The organism is Yersinia rohdei ATCC 43380 (assembly GCF_000173775.1).
Lineage (GTDB): Bacteria > Pseudomonadota > Gammaproteobacteria > Enterobacterales > Enterobacteriaceae > Yersinia > Yersinia rohdei.
In genome coordinates this window covers 1-25,752 of sequence record NZ_ACCD01000015.1, presented here as the reverse complement: position 1 = coordinate 25,752, position 25,752 = coordinate 1, and the positions used below count along the sequence as shown (strand labels likewise).

Below are 25,752 nucleotides of genomic sequence, written 5' to 3'. Positions count from 1 at the left end.
CTTCCCTTAGAAACGGTAATTCAAATCGAACGCGAGTGAGAGATCATGCTCACGAGCACCATCATAGGGGCGCTTATCATAGGTAATGGCCACGCCGGTATCGACTACATCATTCCACAAAACCCGTTGCCCATAACTTGCCGTGGTGACCAGACCATTTCCGTAGTTTTTCTCCCAATAGCCACCCACACCAAGCTGCACTTGCTGGCTCCAGACCGTTTTATAGCGACGATACATAATATGATTAAGAGTAACTGCAGGAAGGTAAGTGAAATCTCTTTTCGGATTGTAATAAATGACATCTTCTTTGGTGTTAGTGCTTGCCGCCAGCCCCAAATTGAAATCTGCGGTCAGATAAGGCCCAGTCCAGATGCGCTGACGCCCATTGAGTTCATATTCCCAACGTTTGTTACCATCAGAGTAATCTGATGGCGTGACACTAAACTCGGCATCACGGCGGTCATCGGCTTTCCAGAAAACAAACGCAGAAGCACTATTGGCAGTGATATTATTTTTCATGGCGCGCAATGGCGTGTCTTTCGCCAATCTTTCAACCTGCCCCCCCACTCGCCAATGGTCATTAAAATCATACCAAGTCGACAACCGCGCACCGGTTTTATTACCAAAACCATAATTCTGGTTATTTATTTCGGCCTCAACCCAATGGTCACGGGAAGTCCATTCGCCCCCTAAACGCATCACACGGTTAATGCCGGTTCCTTCCTCGAATTGAGCATTGTTATAACTGCCGCCACCAAATACGCGCCAATTATCAGCAATTGGCCGGCTATACAGCAGCGTTTCAATGCCATAATCCTTATTGCCACTGACTGGACTATTAGAGGAGATGGTGCGGTTACCCGTCATGCGCAATTCATACATATTATGAATTTTGCGCTGCCGATCTAATTCTTGGGATGGGACATCTTCTGGTGAGCGGGTAATCACGTCATCAGTTAACAATTCCATCTGACGCCATTCCTGCAAATCCATCGCGGTTTCAGCTTGAGCGCGTTCCAGAATAAGGCTACGTGGAGCCAATGATTCTACCGCTTTTAATTCTTGTTCAGCTTTACGCGGTAAATCTCTGGCCAGATAAATACTGGCTAAGGCAATACGTAAATTCTGGTTAGCCGGTGCAGTGCTGGATAACGTTTCCAGTTTTTTCTGTGCTGCCGGCAGATCATTAAGTGCCACCAGAGATTGAACCAGCAAGGTCTGGCCTTCCATCCAATCATCATTGGGTTCTTTACCTGGCAAACCGTAGACGGCAACCTGATAAGGCGTTTGCTCGCTATAGTTCTTAGCAAATTGATAAGCTTTATCTAATTGCTCACTTTCATTCAGCGAGTAATAGAGATCATCCGCATCCAGCAAATCATCACTGTTACGGAAAGTTTTACCATCGGCATAATACAAACTGGTGAGGATAGGAGCTGCTTTTTCCGGCATCCGGCGGTCAATATAAGCTGAAGCCGCCCAACGACGGGCATAGTCAGGCATTTTGTAGCCTTCGGCTTCCATAGTTTCATATTCTTGAATCAGTTCAGCAGTATTGCGGCGAACTAATAATGCGCCAAGCCTATCAATCCGTGCGCGTTGATAATCAGCTTGCGCCTCAGGATCTTTACTCCAGCGCGTTAACAAATCCTGATAATCCGCCAGAGCCTGATCGGCAATATAAAAACGTTCAGTTTCACTGCGCGTTGGCAATACCGCCATACGTACTTGCTCAGCCGCCGCATCTCTTTCAAGTTGCCGAAACTGTTCCGCCGTTACTAATTTCGGGTTTTCTCTGGCCAGCTGTAACGCCGGATCAGCAATCCGATTTCTTTGCAAAATCTCGAGGTGGTTTTTTAACACCTCCTCAGACTCAGGAGCCAACCGCACCGCCTCACTAGACGCCTGCAAGGCATCATAATTATGATTGGTTGCACGGTTCAGATAAGACAAAGTCATGTAATTTTTTGCCGAAGGGTCACGCTCGGTCAATTCTGTGGCTTGTTTAAGCCCCTCACTACCGCGACCGGAATCGGCCTGCGTCATAATCATGCCGGTAATAAGGTCAGGATTAGTTGGGTCTTTCTTTAAACTGCTTTGCCACAATGCCAGCGCTTGATCCCAGCGTTTTTCATTGCGATATGCACGTGCCGCAGACGCCAAACCACGCGACGAAAGATTCATGGAGGAATGGTATCTTTCGTAAACGTCAATCACCTCCTGATCACGCCCGGCCCAACCGGCTATTTGCAGCCAATCATCAACCTGACTGCTATTAAGCGGCCTATTTTTTGATTCTGTTTTTAAATAATCAAGTGCCGGCGCGGTATCTCCCGTTCTGGCTTGGATAATTAACGCATCATACTGCGTATCCGCCAAAACTGGATTAACTGAAAGCCCGGAAATTAACAACGCTAATAAAGTAATTCTGTGCCGATGCAGCGGGCGCAGCAGTGTCGTAAATGTGTGATACATTATATAACCCTTAAGCCAGCAACTTGTGTTATTTTCAAAAAGCGACCTCATAAACATCCATTTTCATTATGGAATGATGATGAAATGAAGTTCATAGAATGTATTACAACATGTTACTTATGATAGTTGAAAGAAAATACTATTGTAGCCTTATTACAAAATAGAGTTATTCCAGTGATTAATAGAGGTGGTAATGTGTTATTAACGTGAGTTCAGATGCAACTAAGATTAATCTTAGTGGAAAATTCTTAAAAAATTCAAAAAACAAAGAATAAATATTTTTACTAAGTAAATACAGCGATACAGTATTCTGTAAAAAGAAAGCCCATGATGGTTTTCGTGCAATGACGTGATGATATTGGCCATTTAGTGTTCCTGGCATCTCAAAAGTAATTTATATTTAAAATAATAAAACGATGCTATTAATGTAAACTTAACTATCACTGTCGTGACAATATGCAGGAGAATGGTACAACTGGCCGTTACTAAAATGCTACAAAATCAATAGATAAACAATTTCATTCCATTAACACCTATTCCTATAGCAGCAATGGAATAGACTCAATTATAAAATTTAAGAGTCTATCCCATCAATTAATGTAAACCACATATAGAAAGAAATAGTATACGACTTAATTACAACGCAGCAGATTGCGGTCAAGTTTACTTAAAAATTCAAAACCGCTATCCGTAATGAGAATCATATCCTCTAGCATTATCGAGCCAACGCCAATCCCGTAATAAGGTGTTTCAAGGCTGAGTACCATCCCTGGACAAAATGTTTCGGTTGCCGATGTACTGACAAAAGGCGCTTCCTCCAAGCCCAGAAATACGCCATCCCCGTGCCCAAGATGCCCACGATTATAATGCGGCAAGCCCGATTTTTTAATGACCTCCATGGTGGAGTCAAAGACATCTTTTAATTTCACACCAGGGGCAACCATCGATAACATATGCTCATGCCCAACTCTGATAGTGTCGTATATCTGCTGCGTTAGCTTATCTGGCTCTCCCAGAACAAAGGTTCGGGCCAGGTCGGCACCATAACCTGCGACATCCACACCGCAATCAAACTTAATTAAATCTCCGGATTTGGCCGGTGTTTTATCCGCTATCATTTTAGGTGAGAAATTTTCGCCGACAGAAATAAGATTAAAACGACTAAAATTTGTTGCGGGGTCAGACATCACTGCGGCTTTAAATGCAGCGGTCAACTCCGCTGCGGTACAACCCACCCGGATATGTTTCGCGGCACTGGCAATACCGTATTCAGTAATTTCAGCGCTCTTACGCAGATACTGAATTTCCCACGGGCTTTTTATCATTCTTATTTCATTAAACAGCGGTGTCGAATCAACCAACCTTAACCCTGGTGCCACTTTATCTAACACACCTTTACCGCCATGGGACATAGCATGTAATTCAATAGCAATGGTCTTATCTAGCACTCCCGCATTATCAAGCGCTGACTTTACTAAATTAAAGACAGCCTCAATAGGTGGGCCAATTGGCCGCTCACTCTTTTTCTGATGATTAAGTGGATTACGTGGGTCATCAACATCAACCCATACAGGGAAGGTTTTCAGCACCATATTGGGCATATCGAAATGCGTGCTGGCGGCTTCAAATTCATTCATGATGATTTGTGACGGAATGTTAGCATCGCGAAACATTATTGCGACTGCCGCGCCGGTATGCCGGAAGGTATACATAAAGAAACTGGCAAACCCAGTAAGATAATAGAAATTATCACATAAAGTCACTACTAAGGCCTCAAGCCCTTCTCGCTCCATAACCGCGCGCGCTTTTCTACCTACCGCGTCTAAATGGGCAATTTTTTCTTTATTTAGATTTAGCGACTCTTTATTCACCGAGAATGTCCTTTAAGGCATATTTAATCTGTGAGCCGAATCATATACCGCTTATGGACGAGATTCTAACGGACAATCGAGACAACTGCCGACACCGGGCAATTTATTACGTTGGCAACAAGTACGGCGCTCCATGCCGCCATTACGTTGAATAACAGTGCGATACAATGGATTATCCCGGCCATCAGGTAAATTGGGGGCAAAAAATAGATTCTCAATTACAGCGTCATAACCATCAAAAGCCTCCAACTTATGGGCAAACTCGCGCAGATACCAAAACATCAAATAGCCGATGTTATTCCAAATTAAGCGGATGTTGATTTTTGGCTGGCACCCTATTCTCTGCATAACAGGAATAATATGATGATCGAGTAATAAATAGAGCCGTTCCAATAATGATGATGGTGATTTATCCAACCACCGGTGTTGATAGTAAATAGCTTCAGGACGCCCAGAGGCATGAAATTTGATGCGGACAAGCTCTGGATTGGTATCTATCGCGGCGGGTAATGTTAATAACATCAATATCATCGGTGGAATAACCAAACCGAAATACCACTGCCCCCATAATGAATGCAAAGCTTTATAATTCGGATTAAGCTCGCCAAGACTATAGTAATGATTTTCATAGGCTTGCATCAAAATAGGCAGCTTAGTTTCTGTCGCCCACTGGCTTAATGACATAGCCTCATAGGGTATTTCAGCTGCATCGACATAAAATGATTCTGAAAAGTGCACGAATGTGCGGGCAAACAAACCGGCAACTTCATCAGAAATTGCCGTTGTTGAAGGGTAAAGCACTTCAGCTACATTCGACACAATCCATACTCCTTCGAGCTAATATGGATTACATTATTACATTCAATGATAATGATTATCAATGAACTTAACTAATAGTTCTCAATAGCATCATGATGAAGATTATGCGGCCGATGATAAACTGATATTTTCAGTTCTGAGTCAATCAGGCCGACGGCACTTATGGCCGCTTAGGCCGCTATAACCTATTAGATACATTCCCTTTCAGCCCGCCTTATTAGCCGTCTGGATTATGACGTTTTTTTCGCCAATAACGTCGCAAAACGTAATTTTATCCGATTACCTTGTTCATCCGTTTTATGTAATTGCCCAACATCTTCGTTGTATTTAATGATGTGCCAGTCTTTATAGTACTGGCTCAACTCGCCTGATTTTAATGTGAAGGAAAACGGCACAGTACATGGGAAATCATCGGTCGACATAGCAGAGATGATAAGATTATAACCACCGGGCAAAGTGCACTCCTGCATATTTTTGATAATATGCGGGATTCTTTCCGGCTGTAGGAACATCAACACCACCGTCGACAGAATAAAGTCGTAGCGATTATCCAGGCTGGCTTGATTAATATCATAAGTATTGGCGGTAATATTTTGCAGTTCTTCCTGTGCGATTACTTGCTGCAAATTGCTGATGCTGTCGCCATTTTTATCAACAGCGGTCACATCAAAACCTAATAAATTCAAATACAACGAGTTACGCCCAGAACCACAGCCTAAATCCAGTGCTTTGCCTGGTTTGATGGTTTTCACCGCTTCAATAACTTCAGAATGCGTCGGCGTTAAATTGTATTTCTTATGATAAAAATCTTCCGGAGTACAGTAAAAACTAAGTTGGCATTGCAGATCATCTGAACATGCGGCAATACGGTGCCAGACTTGTGGCTCAATAAACGGCGGTTGATGCTCATTAGAAAAAGTGTGTCTTTCTAATGTGTTGCCTGTTTCATCAAGAATAAGAAAATCCATCTCCCCACTCAGAATGGTCAGTTTGGCCCAAGTTCCTGCTTTAGTATTGTGCTTTTCACGAAACATCGCTGGCACGCCAGCACTGTTCCAGACCGGCAGTTGTTTATAACAAAGCAGTGCTGATGTATTTACCATGCTGATATTCCTTAAATAATCTAAAGATGCATTTTATATGCAACATATACTACAGCATTTATATGGCGAAATGAAGTAGCCAAATCATACAAGATGGCGATATTTCATTGCATTTGATAAAATCAAAATCGATTAAATTAACCAAAGAAATCAATCTATTATTGTGATTTTATTGAGCGTTTTTAGGCTTGGTTATTTTTAGGTTCTCAATATAATCTGCCAACTGCTGTATATCAGTATCAGTCAGGTGAGCTTTGGCTTTATTCCCCCTACCGACAATTCCCCCATCGCGCCGCGCAGTCAGCCCGTTGACGATTTCTTCGCGGGATAGTGAGATTAATGGTGGTGCTTTATCCAAGCCCTTGCGATCAGCCAAACGCCCATGACAACTGGAACAGGTTTGCTTATAAATATGCTCACCCTCAGTTGCGGCCTGAGTCATTGCACTGAAGATCGCAACACTCATCGCCACCAGCAATACTTTCATTACGCCCCCGCAGCCCATTGTTGGAACAACGTAGCAAGATCTTTCTCATTACGCGCGCCCTGATGTAATTGTATTACTTTGCCATTGCGGTCAATCATAAAAGAGGTTGGCGTCCCAATCACTTGATAGCGCTCTTGGGTGATACCCAATTGATCGCGAATAACTGGGTAACTGATATTACGCTGTGCTAATACCGGATTGATATCCACCTGTTCAGGATCAGTATTGATAGCTATCACCACGATATCCTGTTGATATTCTTGGCTTAGCTTATCTAAGGCAGCCATCTCGGCCAGACAACCACCACAACTTGCTGACCAAAAATTGAGATACACCTGTTTGCCTTTCCACTTATCGAGCCCGACCGGTTTTCCTTGCAGATCATAGGCTGCCAATTGGGGAGCAACCTCGCCCACAGTAACCTCTTCTTGCTTGCAGGCACTTAGTAGCAAAAGTAAACCGCAGATACCGACCGCTTTTAATCCATTACGCCACATGATGACGGCTCTCTTCATTAAGATATTTACCATGTTGGAGCCGGATTATCCGATCAGCGACACAGCCTAAATCCGGATTGTGAGTCACCATAACAATGGTTCTGCCTTGCTGATGAATATCATTTAGCAGACTCAGCACCCGCTGTTCATTCTCTTCGTCAAGATTACCGGTGGGTTCATCAGCAAAGATGATAGGTGGTTGATTAACTAAAGCGCGCGCAATACACACGCGCTGCTGTTCGCCACCTGACAATTGGCTAGGTAAGTGCCCCATCCGTGGCGTCATCCCGACCTGTTCTAATACCTGACGTGCCGCCTCTTCATCCACCACACTGTGATAATGCTGCGCCAGCATAATATTTTCTAGCGCTGTCAGATAAGGAATAAGGTGAAATTGCTGGAAAACCAACCCTATTTTGTCTGCCCGAAACTTCCTACGCCCCTCCTCATCCAACCCTGCGGCATCAATACCATCGAGTAATACCTGACCTTCACTTACGGTATCCAAGCAAGTGAGGATATTCATCAAAGTGGTTTTACCTGAGCCAGACGCCCCCATAATCGCCACAAATTCACCACGATTAATACGGATATTAATGTCTTCCAGCGCCGTCACCTGCCCAAAACGCTTATATAAATGCCGAGTTTCAATGACGGCATCTGTGCTGTATTCAGCTTTCACCTGTGTTGCTGGCGATGTCATTTACTACTCTCCTTTCAGGACTTTAGCGGGTTCAATATGTATCGCCCGGCGAGTGGGAACAATGGCCGCCGCCGCTGCAACCAGCAATGATAATACCAATGTCAACGGCAATACCGGCGCGCGTAAAGCTATAGATGCACTGAATACCGTCTGCCCTAATACTTGCGCCAACACATAGCCCAACAAAGCACCACAGACTGCCGCCGCCAGAGAGATAATCAGTGTTTCGGTCAGCATCTGGCGAATAATGTCCGCATCACTGGCCCCAAGCGCTTTTTGCAATGCAAATTCTTTCGACCGCTCACCGACTATCGCCATTAACGTGGTATTGACGCACAAAGATGACAGGATGAGGATAACCACCGAGACCAACCCCATCAGACCTTTTATCTTATCAAGAACCTGCCCTTCAGAGGCCGAGACCTTGCGAATAGGCCGGATTTCAAGACTTGGATATTGCTCACGAAGATGGCTGGCAAAAGTTTCGACCTGACCTACATCATTGCTGACACTAAGTAGTGCATTGCTGATTCGCCCCGGTTGATTGAGCCATTTCTGCGCCAGTTCCAGATTGACGATCAACATATTGTCTGTGGCATCACCGGCCTCCACAATACCTTTGACCTGCAAGCGCTGGCGCTCACTGCCACTGACCAACGTGAGGGTATCGCCCACTTTTACATGCAAGCGCTCGGCAAGTTTGACACCAATCATGGCATTGCGATCATCAAAACTGACGCCAATCCAGTTACCGGTAACTTGCCAATAAGGCACCAGCTGTTGCAGGGATTCAAACCACACCCCCATCAGCACCACTTTTTCCAACTCGGTACGCGCCATCCCATAAATATAAGGGCTTGAAGCCGTGATTAGCCCTTTGGGTGCCGCATCAATAATTGGCTGGAACTGCGCCTGCTCGAACCAATTACCCTGCCCAGGCCCAATATAAAAATTCGCACCAAAAGTGCGTAACTCATGGCTCATTTTGGCATTAATATCAAAATAAACCGCCGACATCGCCGTGACAATCGCCGCCCCGACGGTTAATGCCGCAAAGACCACACTGACCCTCTGCATACGCAAGCGCAGTGCACGAAACACCAACCGCCAGAACATACCATCGCCGCCTTTATGTGCAGCGGTCTGCTGATTAACGGCCATAAAGCACCTCCACCGGGTAAAGACGGGCAATGCGCCTGGCCGGGAACCACGTTCCAATCACTGCAATCAAAACTGAGATAACTAATACACAAGGCACGACCATCCAGGCAAAACTCAGCGGCGAGCCAAACAGCATCAAACCGATAGTTTTTGCCAATCCCCAGCCCGCCAGACAACCGGCTAAACCACCAACCAAACCGCTGATTGCCGCCTCAAGATAGAACAGCATCAAAATTTGCCACTGCCTGGCGCCCAAGGCCTTCATTAAACCAATCTCTTTTGCCCGCTCCATAATTGTGCTGGTCATCAATGAGGCTATCCCCATAGCAGCCGCAATCAATGCCGCCAAAGTGACAACTGCCAGCAAGAGTTGTATTTTCTCAATCACCACCCCTTCAGAAGCCGCCACTTGCCAAATGGGGCGAACCACTGAGCCGGAAATCGCCTCTTCAAGTTGATGAGCGATTGACGATACATAGGCGGTGCAATACCACAGGTCATATTCTTCGGCGTTCAGTGCTTCAAGATTATCGCGCGCTCTGCGTGATAACTCATTTTCTGGTACTGTCAGTGCCGAGACCCTGACCGCCTGAATTTTCCCCGGCAGCCCTAGCAGGGTTTGCACAGCCGCCAGCGGCAACACTAAGCGGCCCTCTTCTTCACCACCACTGCTTAGCACACCACTTATTTTCACTGTCCATGGGCCAGCAACACCATTGAGCCGTAACTCATCGCCGACTTTCCAGCCAGTTTGTTGCGCTAACTGCTTACCTAATAACCCCTGAACGTCAGTCGCCCCCTCTTTGACCGGTTCTTGTGGCCAGCGACCATCCACTTGCCAATAAGGGCTGATAATTTGCTGACCCGTGTGATAATCCTCTTCATCGGGTACATCCACTGGCTGATTAAAATAGGTGCCCAATAGCGGAATACTATGGCCATTGATGTCAGTTTCACCGCTGAGCAGTGGAGCAAAACCCACAATATTGTTACGCCAAAAAATATCTTTAATATTCGGTAATTCGGCCTGATCAAGAAAATCCTGCCCGCTTAACGGGTTACTTTTCTCACCAAACAGCGATGGCAGCGCCACCTGCCCCGCGGGTTCAATCAGAATATTGGCCCCATAGGATTTAAGTTCGCGGGACATTTTATCGCCAATATCTATCGATACGGCCAACAGTGAGGAAATCAGCCCGGCGGCCAGGAACACAGTGAATACCGCCAACGATTTACGCCGAACATTCCGAAACCAAGATTGCTTTAGCATGAGCCACAGCATAATTATCGGTTCTCCTGCGAATCACTGTCTTCAGCATCACTAACTGGGGTGACAAAGTGTGCCGGATTTTCGCGAAAACGGTTGTAATTCGCCTCAGATGAGAAGAAATACGTTTTGTCGCCATAACTGAATTTGTATTCGGCTTTTTGGTTGGTCAAGTGAGTGTTATCAACCGGATCAACTACATCTAAAGTAACGATTGTGGTGAAATAATTCACACCCGCCTCAAGAGAAGCTTTGGGAATAACTAACTCTTTATCATCACTTTTCCAGTCTTCTAATGGGATGGGATTACACCCACCTGCTTTGCCAATCGACGGGATGAAAATGTGCACCGCACAAGCAACACAAATAACCTGATTCCCTTGCATCACATACCCTTGGTCACCGCATAATAAGCAAGCATCAAAGACAGCACTCAGACGCAACCGATCCGGATAACGGTTGATGATAAAGAAACGTACCGCTTTGCCATCATCCGCCACCCACACAAAACGGTGTAGTTTGCCATCGCGGACTTGCTCAACCGGAATATGGACTAAACCGTCAGCGGCTATGGTGACGGGCAACGCTTCAGATAATTGCGGGGGTTGAGAAGCGATTTTATCCCAGTACAGCTGAGCGCCCACCACCACCACCCAAGCCAGTAAGGAGAAAAACCAAATTCGGCGGACATTGCGGTAAATCGCGAGTGCTTTGCGCTGGGGAATGGGATCGTTATTGTCGCGGACAGTTTTGTTCGCATAACGCAGCCGCCACAAATAGCACAGAGTGGTCAATGCCAATAGCAGCGCACAAATGTAGTTTAGCCAAGCATGCCCATTGGTCACTAACGCCACATAACTGAGGAGTGACTTGGTTAACGGCATGACCTGTAACTTCATCAACAATAAAATCGCATCGCCACTGAGCGGCAAAATTAACAATGCCGTAAGCAGTATCAGCAGTGGCCAGCGACAACGCGGTAATTGCCTAACCATCATTAACAGCAGTACCGCGCAGAAAACGACCCAAGTGAAGGCGATGACGATGGCCGCCAGATTGAGTAGCAAATCGGTATTGATAACATGTGTATTGCTAAAGGCACCCAGATTCGGGTTATTGCCCCAATGGAAAGCGGCACCCAATACCAATAACGCCTGCCAGAGATAACCTAGTGGCCGACGGAAAGTTAACTGACTAATGAGAAATAACACCAGTGCGAGAAGTTGGACAACCGCCAGCACTAGCTGCAATTGCTGAGATTTAGGGTAATGGGTTCCAGCCCAAATCCCCACGACGGCCATGATTATTGTTATCCATACCACCCGATTTAGTGCAGGAGCGGGTCGAACAACCCAACTTAGCCCCAGCAGCAACGCCACAGGTAAAAAGGCTTGTAGTACGGAAACAAAAAAATAACTCATTAGCACACCTTGGTAAAAAAATCAGGATACCTCTAGCTTGAAATTGCAATGCTATTCACCTCGTCGCGCGCCTCCCAATCAACTGACTCTTTATTCGACTGGCGGGGCTTGCTCGCGTGTGACTTAATTGCCACTCAACCTATTGGCCATACTGTTTTACTCACAATTTTCTACTGACAGCCGCAATATTTTTGCCGGAATTGATAACAACAATTCTCTGACCGTTCAGCATAAAGAAGAACCGCGATAACTGTTTGTGCCATCGCGGTTATCGTTATCAGTTCAAGCCGGTATATTTAAAATCGTAACTCACGTCAAAAGGTTTCCACCAGCGGCCAACACCTGTTTCGCTGTCGGTATGGCGATGCAAACCCGCTTTGGATGGCTCGCTAATATGATAAGTAACTTTATAATTACCCACGCCCATCATTTTAATGTTGGCGCCGTAGTGTGGGCCGTCGCTGGCCACCATAGGCATGAATGTGCCTTCTTGTTTAGCGCCAGTATCGGTATTCACCAAGGTATAGGCGATAGTCAGGTATGGCATCCATTCACCGGCACCGAAACCATTTTTATTGCCTTCAGTAGCATGAATATCAGCTTCCAAATGGATGTCAGCTTTTGCCGCTGGCAAACCCATTCCGCGGGGTTCCATATCAATCGGCTGTAAGTAAACTGCTGCAATTTCCATATCATTAATTTTGATAGGCTCGCCGGCTGGATACTCTTTAAAGGCAAAAGCAGCTGGTGCTGCAAAAATACTGGCAATAATGCTGCTGGCAATAATCGTTTTATTCATGGTCATGTAGCACACCCTCTGGTATCAAATGATAAGTATATTGTCGTTATTTACGCCGGCACCAGGCCGGCCCCTTAGGCTGGGATAGCACGACCGCGCCGTTGCATTACCCAAAGGGCAACCAGCGCAGCAAGCAGTAATATACCTTGAGGAATCAGGGTTTCCAAATATGGATAGATTCCCAACCAACTAATTTCTGGCACCCCCGGTAACAGGGTCGGCTCAAATAGTTTCCCTTCAATCAATTCAAGAACACTTTTACCGGCAAACACGAAGGCCATCAGGTACATGAAACCACCGGTAAACATAAAGAAGGGTTTCAATGGCAATTTGACCACGGTAAAGCGCATCACCAGATAAGCCACCAGCAAGATGACACAGCCAACACCAAAACCGGCCAAAATCGACAAATGACCGCTAGTCGTGCTGGCATCGCCCATCAGCGCCAGATAGAACAGGACAGTTTCTGCCCCTTCGCGGTATACCGCTAAGAAGCTGGTCAGCCACAGCCCTACCATTGAACCACTACTGAGTGATTTGGAGAATTTACCCTCAAGATAGGCTTTCCATTGACGGGCTTCGGTTTTAGAGAGCAACCAATAGCTCATGGAAAACAGCATCACCACCGCGATCATCATGGTAAAACCTTCCAGTAATTCGCGGCTTTGGCCGGAATTAGCAAATAACCATTGGAAGACAAAGGCGGTCAATACACTGGCAATTAGTGCCACCACGACGGATTGGCGAATTAGCGGTAATTTGTCTTGATGATTATTTTTCACCAGATAGGCGACGATAGCCGCTACAATCAGTAAGGCTTCCAGCCCTTCACGGACAATGATAAGCAAGCTGTAAATAAATAAGCTCCAATCAGTTTCATCCCCGCCACCGAGCATTTCCACCGCACTGGATAAGTCCTTTTGCAAGGCCAGCGCTTCTGCCTGTAGCTGCTCAACGGGTTGTCCGGCCTTTATTAAACTGACCAAGCGGGTGAAATGGCCTTCTAACGTTGATTTAAACGCCGCATCACGTGAGCCGACTTTATTCTCCATACCACTGGCTTCAAACAAATCGAAATAGGCATCCTGTATTGCCAGCATTGCGGGTGTGGATTGCCCGGTCTGGTACTGACTAATGGCCTGGTTAATGGCCTGATTTATCTTCCCGGATACTGCGCCCCAATCAGCATTGGCTTGCCCATCGGAGTTGGCAATGGGTGCGGTTGTCGGTTGATTGGCGGTGACTTGCTGCTGCTCGCGAGTTGTTGGTAAACCCGGCAATGTATCTTCAATGGTTTGGAGCAACCCAGTGACACGATAGGCGACTTCGGTCATTTGGTCTGGCTGGCTGGCTAAAGCAATTAATGCTGTAAATTGCTGATTAATTGCCGCAGCCTGCTGGGAGGAGCGATTTCCCCGCACTGACATTTCCATTTCAGAGTTTTTAAAACCCTGATAGTGCGCCTGCTGCACACTTTGACTGGCAGCAGCATATTTTCCATCCTGATACTCACTGATAGCCTGCGCCAGTAAATCATCAATAATCTTGAAACTCTGTTGCCAATACACAGCAATATCGCTGTTTTCATACGTGCTATGCTGCTGTTCGGCGGTCAGTTTGTGTCCACCCACCAACACCGGCAGCACTGCTGCAAGCTCATTTTTTAGCCAGTTAATTTTGTCGTCAACTTCAGCCTGGGGTTTTCCTTCACCCATCATTCGACGAATCTCACCAAAAGCGGCTTCCATCTGATAACTTTTTTGCGCCGAAATATTGATGCGAATCGGCCCTTCGAGGTTCTCAAAAATTTCAAAATAGGCCATCTGCACCATAGTGCGGGCCTCATCATTATTCTTCTGCTGGTACAGCTGAGACGTTTTATCAAGACGGGATTGGATATCATTAACCCACTGTTGGTATTCTGGATTAGCCCACGCGAGCGAGCTGGATAACCACCAACAGCAGCAAAACAGGATAAGTTTGTGCCAAATTTGCATAATGGGTAACGCACATGAAGTTGATAATGAGATTGATTTACATTAACACTAAATAAAGGAAATGTGTCTTGATCAGTATCAAAAAATATTTAGTCTTTTGAATTTTTGTTTAAAAATGCGCGGCATCCCGCAGTTCTTTACCCAACAAACACCGGTTAAACATAAAATAGGTAATTTTACCGGAGCTATCAGACGCGCCCTTGGGGCTTGGATGAATAACGATAATTTTTGAGGAGATAATTTGATGAATGATATGCAGGAAGAATATAAAAATATTCGCGCCACACTCAGTGAAAGCAGATTAATAACGCTGTTATATATTAGTAATGAATCTACGACGATAGTCACTGACGGCCCAGACATGGCTTTCACTGCACAGCATCTGACTGTTGGCTTTGATAATATCGCCCTGCGCTATTTTAAACACACCCCGCCAACAGCCGATGAAATGGAAACCGCCATTATGGTGGTCGAAGATGAAGTGATCCGAATTAGCCCCGCGGTGAATAGAACCTCGCAACTGATAACTTCTGATAGCCATATCCGCACTTTGGCCCAACTTGCCGGTTTGCCAGATAAGGCCGAAATTATGTTGTCACTCGAATCCGTAGAACGCATGTTTGACCGTTTAGCCGCAGTGATGATGGGGAGGCCAGCAGCATCAGAAGGGCTCCCCCCAGAGAATGAATTTGCCGCGCGATTACTTATTTTGCGTGAATTTATGCATCATTTGCAGTTTTCTTCCATCCGCGTGCTTGCGCCCATCCAATAACGTTGGGCGAGATAGCGCAGGAAAATAGTGGGCTAGAATGCAAAACGGACAGCGCTATGCACCGTCCGCCTCTTTTAATACCGGCTATTGATAAATAGTGGTTTATTTCCGGGCTTTTCTGTTCAGATTATCTGCGGGTAATTCACCAGGAAGATAGTCTGGTAAACGCCCTGCCGGGAATATAGCCAACAGTGATAATAATGCCATAATCAGCAAGCCAAATTTCAATGAACGAAGACGCGCTTCCTCATTGACTCGCACTGCCTCGGCAACCTGTTCTGGCGTTGCTGTGGTTTGTGCCAAGAGACTTTGCAGGCGATCATTGCTCACGAAATTAATGCTATCCATATTGACTTGCGCTTGAATTTCAGATGTCAGGATGGGGGTTTCAGCCACACCGCGTATGACGTTGGCACTTAACAATCCCACCAGCAAAGCACCGGCAACCGCAGTACCAATCGCATTTGCCAGGTTGTTAGTGGTGCCACGTAGCGAACCAACATCACCGGCCAGTTCTTTTGGTGACGCACTCACCAATACGTTAAACAGCAATGTAACCAACGCGCCCTGTGCAAGACCAAACACCACCAAGCCAAACATTACCGCAAACTCACTCCAGTTATTACGCACCACGAATGCCAGCCACAACAGAGCAATGGTACAGGTGATAAAACCATAACGGCCAATTTTACGCGGTGTCAGTTGCTTATAGAAACGCACAATCAGCATGGCGGAGAAGAACACCGACAAGTTAAACGGCATCATGGCAATTGCGGTCGCCATTGGCGTGCTGCCCTGCACTATCTGGATATACAATGGCACCGAAAAGTTCAGCATTGCTTCCAGCGCAACCACGGCAAACATTGCAAATACGGCTGCTTTTTCAGTGGGGGACGTCATGACTTCCAGCGCCAGCAACGGGGTTTTCCCTTGCTCCTGGCGACGACGTGTCCATACCACAAACGCCTGCCCCAACACGATACCCAGTACAATCATAAAGGGCGCGGGAGAGAAGCCCAACAGATCAAAAGGGGCACCATCGCGCGCCAGACCAAAGCCCCAGCGGTTCAAGTTATTAAACCCAAATGAGAGTAAAATTATTGCCGACGCGGCCAGAATCACCCCCATCACATCAATGCTGACTTCTGGACGACCCTGGTCAGATTTCAACCTAAAGCTCAACACAAAGATAATGACAGATAATACAATCAAGATACCGAATGCCGGACGCCAACCGATATAGGTACCCAAGGCGCCACCAATCAGGAACGCCGCCACACCCGCACCGGCGCGGGCAGAACCCAAAGCACCAAGCGCCGTGGCCTGCTGTGTTCCACGATAGTTTTCAGCAATCAATGCAACCAAGGCGGGCACCAAGGCCGCCCCTGCCAAACCACTTAGCGCCTGAGCACTTATCATCACGGTGACATTTGGGCTGAACGTCATCATGACCTGCGCGATACCAAACAGCAAAACAGTACTGCGAAAGACCACCAGCGGCCCAAAACGTTGGTTAAGTTTGGCACCCAACATCACAAAGCCAGCAACAGACAGTGAATACATCACAATGGCGGTGGCAATCGTGGTCGGTGGAACATTAAAACTCTTTACCATCCCGCCCAAGGCCACAGGCAGTGAGGCGACGTTAAATGACATTAGAATCTGGGCCAATGCGATGGTTATCATCGGCACCCAAGATTCTTTAACTTCCGCAGCGGTGCGGTGAGTTGATTGCTTCGCCATAAATATTTCTATCCTTTTGAAAAACAGTGTCTAATGAAAAACAGTTTGGTGTTAAATTCGGTTCAATTTCATCGCGCTATCTTGTGAAAACAGCCGAACCCCTCGCTAAACTTGCTTCTCTCGGCTCAACCTTTTTCGGTATAGGGCTCCGAAACAAACATGTCCATCCCCAGGCTACGTGATAAGAACTTGGCGGCCAGTTGGCCTTTAACACTGTTACCCGCACTATCCAGCCGTGGTGCAAATGTCCCTAATCCGCCTTTACCTGGTGACACTGTCACTATCCCACCACCAATACCACTTTTCCCCGGAAGACCGATGTCATAAAGCCAGTCACCGGATGTTTCATACAATCCTGCGGTGACCATTACCGCTAAGGCGTAATGGCATACATCATTAGCCACCACTCGCTCGCGAGTCAGTGGATTCACCCCACCGTCAGCCAATGTCGCCCCCATCACGGCCAAATCTCGGGCACTCACATTCAGCGAACATTGGCGAGTATATAAGTCGGTGGCAATCAGGGGGTCACATCCCAGGCGACCATAGCCTTCCAGCACATTGGCAATGCCACGGTTACGGAAATTGGTTTCACAAGCGGATTGATATACTTCGTCATTTAACGTTAATTCACGACCGGCAAAGCGGCACAAGCCGTCATATATGAATTTCCATTGCTCATCACTGGTCGCTCCCGGCACCAGACTGGTGGTGGCAATGGCACCGGAGTTAACCATCGGATTGGTGCGCCCGTCAGGTGCCCGCTCAATGGCGGTGACCGAGTTAAACGCCATCCCGGTACTGTTAACACCCAGCTTTTCTCGGGCAACTTTTGCCCCAATGGCCTGACAAACTAAAGCGAAAACGAAGGGTTTAGAGACACTCATGATGGTAAATTCATAGTCCACATCGCCGGCTGAATGCACTTTGCCGTTGGTGCCGACCATACACACACCAAAGAGATTAGGGGGAATACGTTCTAATGCAGGATAAACCGTAGAAACTACACCTTCAGTATCAGTACTAAAACGTTTGTGGGCCTCTTGCACCAATTTAGCCACGGTATCTGATTCCGGTAGATGCCCCGTTGATACGTAGTCGATAAATCCATTTTTGCTATCATCTTTAGGCATATAATTTTCTCTCGTTTACCTTCTGTTTATTTTCCTGTCTTTTTTATCTCTAAAGCTTATTTAACTCGATATAAATAATTTTTACGTTTTAATTTAAATGAAATAATAATGGTGTGAGATTTTTATGAATCTGGCCTTTAGCAAATAATCATAAAGTTCTTAGAGTAAGATATCTCAGGTTAAGAAAGCTGTATATCAGTTGTTTTCAATACACTGCTATAGCTTTTAATTTGTAGGAAAGAGTGAAAACTGTTGCCGTTTCATGATATTAGCAAGGTAAGGAAAGGGAGTTAATCCGCAGTAACTAATTAACCACAGCAGATTAACATGTGGTTGGGTATTAATCTGGCATAATAGCAATACATTAATGGTAAAGTGTTAGCTAATAATCGTCACAACAATTCTGCTGCAATAGGAATTCTAACTCTGAATACTTATTATGAGTTGCTGATGATCTTTATCTCCCTATCCATAACACAGAAACCCGCTCGGCAAGTCCCTTAGCAGCAACAATATCGCCCAGATGTTTAATCCCATCAGCGGAGCCTTGCGCGCCAAAAACGAGTCAAACTTGTGTTACCCCCTTTTGACAAGGTTATAAAAAATATGATTTTTATGTTAAAAATGCCCAAAGTCGCTTTTTGCTAACTATATAAATCGTTATTTAGCTAAATTAATTCTCAGTCTTAGCGCCCAGATCAATAAACAGCGTAAACTAGAGGGCAATTTTACTGGCACACAGGTTAGGATTATAGCCAGTCATAAACCTTCATTTTATCAATCTAGATGTTTGATAATCGCGCAGGCCGGTGTCTCTGGAGCAAGGCATGAATAACGTAACAACGGCAGGAAAGCAAAAAGTGCCGTTACGGCTTAGCACTGCAATTACTTTGATGGTTTCTGCGGTGATAATCTCAGTGCTATTGGTGGTTCACACGCTATTTTTCGTGCAACTCAGCCGAATGGCACAAGAAGGTCTGCAAGATAAAGCCGTTGCGGTGGCGCGCGCGTTGTCTTTTTCACCCACAATAATTGAAGGATTAAGCAACCCGGCTGCTGGGGAGAAAATTCAGGCGTATACCCACCAAGTGCAGCAAGCTAATAACCTGTTATTTATTGTAGTGACAGATATGAAAGGTATCCGCTATTCACATCCCAACCCCGAGATGATTGGCCAGCATTTTATTGGTAATGACCTGCAACCGGCATTACAAGGCAAAGAAAACCACGCGATAAACCGGGGAGTATTGGAGCGCGCATTACGTATTTTTATTCCAGTGTATCAACCTCAGGGTAAACAAATCGGCGTAGTCGCCATTGGTATCTCACTCACCAGCATTGACTCAGTGGTCAGTGAAACCCGCTGGACTATTCCCTGGACGATATTATTTGGCGCATTAATTGGTTCTCTGGGCACCTGGTTTTTAGTCAAAGCACTGAAAAGAATTATGCTGGGATTTGAGCCCTACGAAATCTCTAATTTGTTTGAGCAACGCAACGCCATGCTGCAATCCATTAAAGAAGGCGTTATTGCGGTGGATGCTAACTCGCGCATTACCGTGGTTAATCATGAAGCCAAACGTTTATTTAAGCAAAGTGGGCCAATGGAGAATTTATTGCTCAGCAATGCCAGCAAATATTGGCCTGTACGTTTGTATTTACAGCAGGTACTCGAAACTGGCATTGCACGCCGTGACGAAGAGATAAATTTTAATGGCAGCATATTACTGACCAATACTGTCCCGGTAATGGTAAAAGGCGATATTATCGGTGCCATTGCTACCTTCCGCGATAAAACAGAAGTCAGCCAACTGATGCAGCGCCTAACTGGGATGGTGCATTATGCCGATGCATTACGGGCTCAATCACACGAATTTATGAATAAACTTCATGTGATTCTGGGTTTATTGCATATGAAGTATTACCAGCAACTCGAAGACTATATTGTTAAAACATCAAATAATTATCAGGCCGAAATTGGCTCTCTGTTGCGTAAGGTAAAATCCCCAGTTATTGCTGGTTTTCTGTTAGGGAAAATCAATCGGGCTCGTGATTTGGGCATCACATTATCTATTAGTGACGATAGTCTGTTACCAGATACCGATAATGAGCAAGTCACCACCACATTAATCACGGTCTTGGGTAATCTAATTGAGAACTCCCTGGAAGCTATTGGTGACCAAACTCAACAGGAAATTAATGTCAGCTTTCATTACGAACACGGCCGGATACATTGTGTCGTCAGTGATGATGGGCCGGGTATTGCAACCGAGTTGCAAAGCAGTATTTTTGACAATGGTTTTTCGACCAAAGGAAATGAGCATGGCATTGGTCTGAGTCTGGTTCGACAAAGTTTAGAAAGCATCGGTGGCAATATTGAGTTTGATTCTGAAGAGGGGGTATTTACCCAGTTCTTTGTCAGCCTCCCTTATGACATTACCTCTAATAATGTTGCCTCGAATAACATGACCTCGAGTGACAACTTTTCAAACAACATCAGCGCGGTAAATCATGATTAATGTATTAATAGTGGATGATGATGCAATGGTGGCAGAGCTGAACAAGTGTTATCTGAGCCAGGTGGCAGGTTTCAACTGCTGTGGTTCCGTTTCCAGTTTACAGCAAGCCCGAGAGCATTTGATGGCAGCGGAACAGCCCATTGATCTGGTTTTGTTAGATGTTTTTATGCGCCAAGATAACGGACTGGACTTACTGCCAGTGCTACGTGAATTTAGCCAACATACTGATGTTATTGTTATTTCATCTGCAACTGATGTGAATACCATTAAAAAAGCGCTGCAATATGGCGTCGTTGATTACTTAATTAAGCCATTTCAGTTCTCACGTTTTGAAGAAGCGCTTTCGACTTATCGCGGAAAACAAAGCTTGCTGGATCAACGTGAATATTGTGCCCAAGAAGATGTCGATACTTTGCTGCGGCGCAGCACCAGTCACCCTGCAGAACGCAAAAAGTTACCCAAAGGGCTGACAACACAAACATTGCGTACCGTATGTGAATGGATTCAGGAGATGCAAGATGGAGAATTCTCCACTGAACAAATGGCGAATGCTATTGGTATTTCACGAGTTTCTTGTCGCAAATATCTGATTTATCTTTCAGATACTGAAGTGCTGAGTACCAAAGTTCTTTACGGTGCCACCGGACGGCCGGTTTATCTCTACAAACTTTTACCCAGCCAACAGGATGTATTAAAACAATATTGCCAGTAACCATTGACCAAAGTGATTCATCCCAAAGTATCAATTAGCGTCACACCGGACTCAGCCCTCCATTGCCGGCGGCATCCAATAAGGAACGCCGCCGGTGACATCTTCATTAATACGAATGAGTTTAGATAATCCAGCCTAATAATAACGTCGCGCCAATCACCGTGGATGCGCCGCCAATGCGGGTGGCTATCTGGGCAAATGGCATCAATGACATCCGGTTAGACGCGGACAAAATGGCGACGTCCCCTGTCCCGCCTAACCCGCTGTGGCAACTGGTAACAATAGAGGCCTCCACGGGATACATGTTTAAGTAAGGGGCAATAATAAAACTGACCGCAGCCATTGAAAGCACAACAGCGCCACACACCACGACATAACCTACCGAGAAGACCGCCACCACACTTTCCAGTGGGACATAAAGCATCCCTAAGCCAATCATCAGTGGCCATACCAAAGTAGTGGACACAAACTTGTACCAACTGTGCGCGCCCTGCTCCATTTTTGCCGGAATAACCCGCGCATATTTACACAACACCGCAATCAAAATCATTAGCACCGGGCCTGGAATATGCACCAGATGTTCAAACAAACCGCCGACGATAAAGAAAGTGCATGTCATCAATAATCCGCCGCCCATCAACTGGAAATCGGCTTGCTTTGGCCCCTCTTGTGAAGTGAATACCGCATTATCTTGAGCCGAGCGAATTAGCATCCCCTCGCCATTCAAATCCTTGCGCCACATTCCAATTCTGGCCAATACCCCAGCACAAATGATGGCGAAAATATTGCCGACTACCGCGGCAGGAGCCAATTGCGCAACATAAACATCGGGTGCTTGCCCAAGAATGGCTGAATAAGCCAATGATAAGGGCAAAATACCCTCACCAATACCGCCACCGATAATGGGTACGATAATAAAGAAGAAAGTGTGATAAAGAGTGAAACCGAATAATTTCCCTACCAACAAACCGGTGCCCACCGCGGTAAATGTTCCCACCACCAGCGGGACAAACATACGCGTCATCCCCTGAATGAGTACTACGCGGTTCATACCCAGAATGCTGCCAACAACCAGACTGGCTATCACGAAATAGAGTAAGTTCGCCTCTTTCATCAACAAATGAACTGTATCCAACGTATTGGTTTGAAAAATACCGAAATAGACCAACACGGAGGGCACCATTAGGCACAAAATAGCTGGGCCGCCGATATCTTTCAACACCGGGATATGTCGGCCAATATGAGATAAAACAAAACCCATAGTCATAATCACGGCCAACCCGCCAATCATATTTTTTGGCAAATAACTGGCATAGGCCGAAATAAACACAATGGCCGCAATGGTCATAAATAACGCCATTGGAATCGTGTTTATATTCATCTGATTTATATTCGCCATCAACCTCTTGATTGAATATTTACCCCCAAACTCAATTTCGTCGGCGGGAGTAAGAACGACATTTTGATTTATTTCTTTCATTGTAGACCTACTGTTGGGTAGCCCCTGAGGAACGGGGGTGCCGTGAAATAAACATTAGGGAACGCTAACAAGACTCACTATTCTATTTAGACAGTCATCTAAAACAGCAAGACGGCTCTGCCGCTGAGAATCAATTGTTAACATTAAATATATTTCGCTTAGAATATAGGTTTTCAAAATAAAAATACCATCTTATTTGAAGTAAAAGAACTGTTAACCATTAGCTAATTACTTTCTTTGCGAGCACATCGACAAGTTTATTTTAATTAACTTAACTTGGTGTTTTGTAATTAAATAATTTAAGGGCAATTCAATTTATCTGTTATGCTTTTTAGTTGTTGGCTAGTCATTTCTTGCGGATGAAATCATGTTAATCCGACTAGCCCTGGTTAACATAAATTGGACGACCACACGCGCCTCTTCCCCGCCCCCTTGGGCTTTACCATCACTGCTCCTGATAATCATCCCTTCATAGAGTATGAATAACTCTATGCAATCAACCAGCAGCATGGTTTATTGCACATTACGCCATCACTTAGTAAATATCATAGCGAATATTTACTTTGTCACTCACAAATAAACAAAAAGTTTTCGGGGATACTTACCAAAAAAAATTTTAGCAATTAACTTAATTATATTAATGATGATTTAATTACAACCTATAATTAAAACAGATAAATTAACCACAAGGACAACATTGAACTAAATCGTAAATAAATGTTTTGTAACTAAAGTAAGTTATATAATTATTTTAACCCATATAGTAATAGCTTAAATATCATCCAAGATAACTCAGTCAGATCAGGTAAATACCTTACGCAATAATATATAACTTTGTTATAAATTAACCTTAGTGACTCAATTAATAACTTCGGTAATAACACAAAAAAAATAGTTTATAAGTGAATATTTTTTTGCCTCATCACGATAGAAACGATAGCATGCCCTCCCGTCATTCAATAGTAACGATATATACCATAACAACTGATAGCGCTAAGACGCTATTTATGCATTAACCTTTAGCAATCGGTTTCAGTAATACATTCACGATGATTGCACAACAGACAAAAAAATAGGGAATGTCTATGATGTCAGGAAAGCACTCTACAGAAACCCATCATGCCGCGAGAAAAAGATGGTTAGATTCTCATGATACCGGCTATCACAAAAGTATGGGCCGACGTCATATACAGATGATAGCGATCGGCGGCTCAATAGGTACCGGCTTGTTTTTAGGCACAGGTGCGCGTTTGCAAATGGCAGGCCCAGCATTAGCCTTGGTCTATCTGGTCTGTGGCGTATTCTCGTTTTTTATTCTTCGGGCCCTCGGTGAATTGATTTTACACCGCCCCAGCAGTGGCAGTTTTGTTTCTTATGCGCGTGAATTTCTCGGTGAGAAAGCATCCTATGTTGCCGGATGGATGTATTTTCTTAACTGGGCGATGACCGGGATTGTGGATATCACCGCCGTTGCCCTTTATATGCATTACTGGGGCGCATTTTCTGATATTCCCCAATGGCTATTTGCACTGGGCGCACTTTCTATTGTTGCGACCATGAATATGATTGGCGTGAAATGGTTCGCCGAAATGGAGTTCTGGTTCGCACTGATTAAAGTCGCCGCCATTTCACTATTTTTGGTCGTCGGAGTGGTATTCCTTGGCACAGGTCAAAGTGTTGCAGGGCACCCTTCCGGCATGAATCTAATAACAGATAATGGCGGATTCTTCCCTCACGGATTATTACCGGCATTAATATTGGTGCAAGGCGTTATCTTCGCCTTCGCAGGTATTGAGCTTATTGGTACTGCCGCCGGAGAATGTAAAGATCCAGAAAAAATGCTGCCCAAGGCCATCAATAGTGTGATTTGGCGTATCGGTTTATTCTATGTCGGCTCAGTCGTCTTACTGGTGTGTTTACTGCCCTGGAATGCCTATCAGGCCGGTCAAAGCCCCTTTGTTACATTTTTCAGTAGCTTAGGTGTTCCCTATATCGGAACAGTCATGAATATTGTGGTGTTATCCGCCGCACTTTCTAGTTTAAATTCAGGTCTTTACTCGACAGGCCGTATCCTACGTTCCTTATCGATGGGCGGTTCTGCGCCAAAATTCATGGCAAAAATGAGCCCACAATCTGTGCCTTATGCCGGGATATTGGTCACCGTGGGGGTTTATGTCTTAGGTGTGGTACTTAATTACCTGGTTCCATCACAAGTATTTGAAATTGTGTTAAATATCGCCTCATTAGGCATTATCAGCTCCTGGGCCTTTATCATTATCTGCCAGATGAAATTACGTCAGGCAATAAAAAACGGCACCGCAAAACCCGTCTCTTTCAAGATGCCGGGGGCACCGGTAACCTCTTGGTTAACCTTATTTTTCCTGGCCGGAGTGTTAGTGATGATGGCTTTTGATTACCCGAACGGCACCTGGACTATTGCGACTCTGCCAGTGATTGCACTGCTACTGGTGGTGGGTTGGTTCAGCTTACGTAAACGCGCCCGTGAAGTGGCGGCGGAGCCGATGGATATGTCAGTTAAGGAACATGAGATTATCTCTGTACAACCCACCGAGTTATATGAATCAAAATCGGTCAGTTAATCCCGTGTTATCAGTCCGTAGGCGTCTCATCAGCCTACGGACTGGGCTTACTGCGGTTAATGCCGGTTACGCACCAACTGATATCGACGAGTAAGATACTCGATAGGCACACTCCAGATATGTACCAGCCGTGAGAAGGGGAACAACACAAATAGAGTCAGCCCTAACACAATATGTAATTTGAAAATTAAGG

20 protein-coding genes are annotated in these 25,752 nt (G+C 45.4%); 4 read left to right on the top strand and 16 right to left on the bottom strand.

Annotated elements, in window-relative coordinates:
- Positions 1 to 6 precede the first annotated feature (6 nt).
- The 12 genes from pgaA to YROHD0001_RS07240 all read right to left on the bottom strand — a co-directional run bounded on the left by pgaA (position 7) and on the right by YROHD0001_RS07240 (position 14,600).
- A complete protein-coding gene (gene pgaA / locus YROHD0001_RS07190; protein ID WP_004715146.1) occupies positions 7 to 2,475 on the bottom strand; it encodes a poly-beta-1,6 N-acetyl-D-glucosamine export porin PgaA in 2,469 nt (822 codons plus the stop codon).
- A gap of 632 nt (positions 2,476 to 3,107) precedes the next feature.
- Positions 3,108 to 4,268, bottom strand: a complete 1,161-nt coding sequence (locus YROHD0001_RS07195) for a M24 family metallopeptidase (protein WP_042542347.1) — start codon at positions 4,266 to 4,268, stop codon at positions 3,108 to 3,110.
- A 129-nt stretch (positions 4,269 to 4,397) separates the two neighbouring features.
- Complete coding sequence (fhuF, locus tag YROHD0001_RS07200; RefSeq protein WP_004715144.1) at positions 4,398 to 5,165, bottom strand: siderophore-iron reductase FhuF; 768 nt, start codon at positions 5,163 to 5,165, stop codon at positions 4,398 to 4,400.
- A 230-nt stretch (positions 5,166 to 5,395) separates the two neighbouring features.
- Positions 5,396 to 6,268, bottom strand: a complete 873-nt coding sequence (gene tehB / locus YROHD0001_RS07205; RefSeq protein WP_004715143.1) for an SAM-dependent methyltransferase TehB — start codon at positions 6,266 to 6,268, stop codon at positions 5,396 to 5,398.
- A gap of 169 nt (positions 6,269 to 6,437) precedes the next feature.
- Complete coding sequence (locus YROHD0001_RS0118040; protein WP_032817091.1) at positions 6,438 to 6,755, bottom strand: c-type cytochrome; 318 nt, start codon at positions 6,753 to 6,755, stop codon at positions 6,438 to 6,440.
- A complete protein-coding gene (locus tag YROHD0001_RS07210; RefSeq protein WP_032817090.1) occupies positions 6,755 to 7,252 on the bottom strand; it encodes a TlpA family protein disulfide reductase in 498 nt (165 codons plus the stop codon). Before YROHD0001_RS07210 ends, YROHD0001_RS0118040 begins: the two co-directional genes overlap by 1 nt.
- Positions 7,242 to 7,955 carry an ABC transporter ATP-binding protein gene (locus tag YROHD0001_RS07215; protein ID WP_004715141.1) on the bottom strand — a complete coding sequence of 238 codons (714 nt, stop codon included), beginning with the start codon at positions 7,953 to 7,955 and terminating at the stop codon, positions 7,242 to 7,244. The genes YROHD0001_RS07210 and YROHD0001_RS07215 overlap by 11 nt, the downstream gene beginning before the upstream one ends.
- A gap of 3 nt (positions 7,956 to 7,958) precedes the next feature.
- On the bottom strand, positions 7,959 to 9,071 hold the full coding sequence (locus YROHD0001_RS07220) for an ABC transporter permease (protein ID WP_004715140.1): 1,113 nt from the start codon (positions 9,069 to 9,071) through the stop codon (positions 7,959 to 7,961).
- Between the two features lie 34 nt (positions 9,072 to 9,105).
- Entirely contained in the window at positions 9,106 to 10,398 is a 1,293-nt protein-coding gene (locus YROHD0001_RS07225) for an ABC transporter permease (protein ID WP_032817087.1), read from the bottom strand.
- A gap of 2 nt (positions 10,399 to 10,400) precedes the next feature.
- Complete coding sequence (locus YROHD0001_RS07230) at positions 10,401 to 11,804, bottom strand: Fe-S-containing protein (RefSeq protein ID WP_004715138.1); 1,404 nt, start codon at positions 11,802 to 11,804, stop codon at positions 10,401 to 10,403.
- A gap of 277 nt (positions 11,805 to 12,081) precedes the next feature.
- A complete protein-coding gene (locus tag YROHD0001_RS07235) occupies positions 12,082 to 12,609 on the bottom strand; it encodes an iron transporter (protein WP_004715136.1) in 528 nt (175 codons plus the stop codon).
- 68 nt (positions 12,610 to 12,677) lie between these two features.
- Positions 12,678 to 14,600, bottom strand: coding sequence for an FTR1 family iron permease (locus YROHD0001_RS07240; RefSeq protein ID WP_004715135.1), 1,923 nt, complete (start codon positions 14,598 to 14,600; stop codon positions 12,678 to 12,680).
- A 244-nt stretch (positions 14,601 to 14,844) separates the two neighbouring features.
- Between YROHD0001_RS07240 and YROHD0001_RS07245 the strand changes: the two genes are divergently transcribed.
- On the top strand, positions 14,845 to 15,372 hold the full coding sequence (locus tag YROHD0001_RS07245) for a hypothetical protein (RefSeq protein ID WP_004715133.1): 528 nt from the start codon (positions 14,845 to 14,847) through the stop codon (positions 15,370 to 15,372).
- A 102-nt stretch (positions 15,373 to 15,474) separates the two neighbouring features.
- Here the strand turns inward: YROHD0001_RS07245 and YROHD0001_RS07250 are convergent, their stop codons facing one another.
- Together YROHD0001_RS07250 and glsA are read right to left on the bottom strand one after the other, a co-directional pair.
- Positions 15,475 to 17,115, bottom strand: a complete 1,641-nt coding sequence (locus YROHD0001_RS07250) for an MFS transporter (RefSeq protein ID WP_004715132.1) — start codon at positions 17,113 to 17,115, stop codon at positions 15,475 to 15,477.
- A 125-nt stretch (positions 17,116 to 17,240) separates the two neighbouring features.
- The gene (gene glsA, locus YROHD0001_RS07255) at positions 17,241 to 18,248 is read right to left on the bottom strand and encodes a glutaminase A (protein ID WP_004715131.1); all 1,008 of its coding nucleotides are present in this window, start codon (positions 18,246 to 18,248) and stop codon (positions 17,241 to 17,243) included.
- A gap of 827 nt (positions 18,249 to 19,075) precedes the next feature.
- On the opposite strand from glsA, the gene YROHD0001_RS07260 reads away from it, so the two are divergent.
- Together YROHD0001_RS07260 and dcuR are read left to right on the top strand one after the other, a co-directional pair.
- On the top strand, positions 19,076 to 20,767 hold the full coding sequence (locus YROHD0001_RS07260; protein WP_032817086.1) for a sensor histidine kinase: 1,692 nt from the start codon (positions 19,076 to 19,078) through the stop codon (positions 20,765 to 20,767).
- Entirely contained in the window at positions 20,760 to 21,479 is a 720-nt protein-coding gene (gene dcuR / locus YROHD0001_RS07265; protein WP_032817085.1) for a two-component system response regulator DcuR, read from the top strand. The genes YROHD0001_RS07260 and dcuR overlap by 8 nt, the downstream gene beginning before the upstream one ends.
- A gap of 121 nt (positions 21,480 to 21,600) precedes the next feature.
- On the opposite strand, the gene YROHD0001_RS07270 is transcribed toward dcuR, so the two are convergent.
- Complete coding sequence (locus tag YROHD0001_RS07270) at positions 21,601 to 22,959, bottom strand: 2-hydroxycarboxylate transporter family protein (RefSeq protein ID WP_004715128.1); 1,359 nt, start codon at positions 22,957 to 22,959, stop codon at positions 21,601 to 21,603.
- Between the two features lie 1,085 nt (positions 22,960 to 24,044).
- Here YROHD0001_RS07270 and ansP point away from each other — a divergent pair.
- On the top strand, positions 24,045 to 25,559 hold the full coding sequence (gene ansP, locus YROHD0001_RS07275) for an L-asparagine permease (RefSeq protein WP_004715127.1): 1,515 nt from the start codon (positions 24,045 to 24,047) through the stop codon (positions 25,557 to 25,559).
- A gap of 56 nt (positions 25,560 to 25,615) precedes the next feature.
- Here ansP and YROHD0001_RS0118035 read toward each other — a convergent pair.
- Positions 25,616 to 25,752: respiratory nitrate reductase subunit gamma (locus YROHD0001_RS0118035; RefSeq protein ID WP_032817084.1), on the bottom strand; the 137-nt coding region annotated here is incomplete at its 5' end.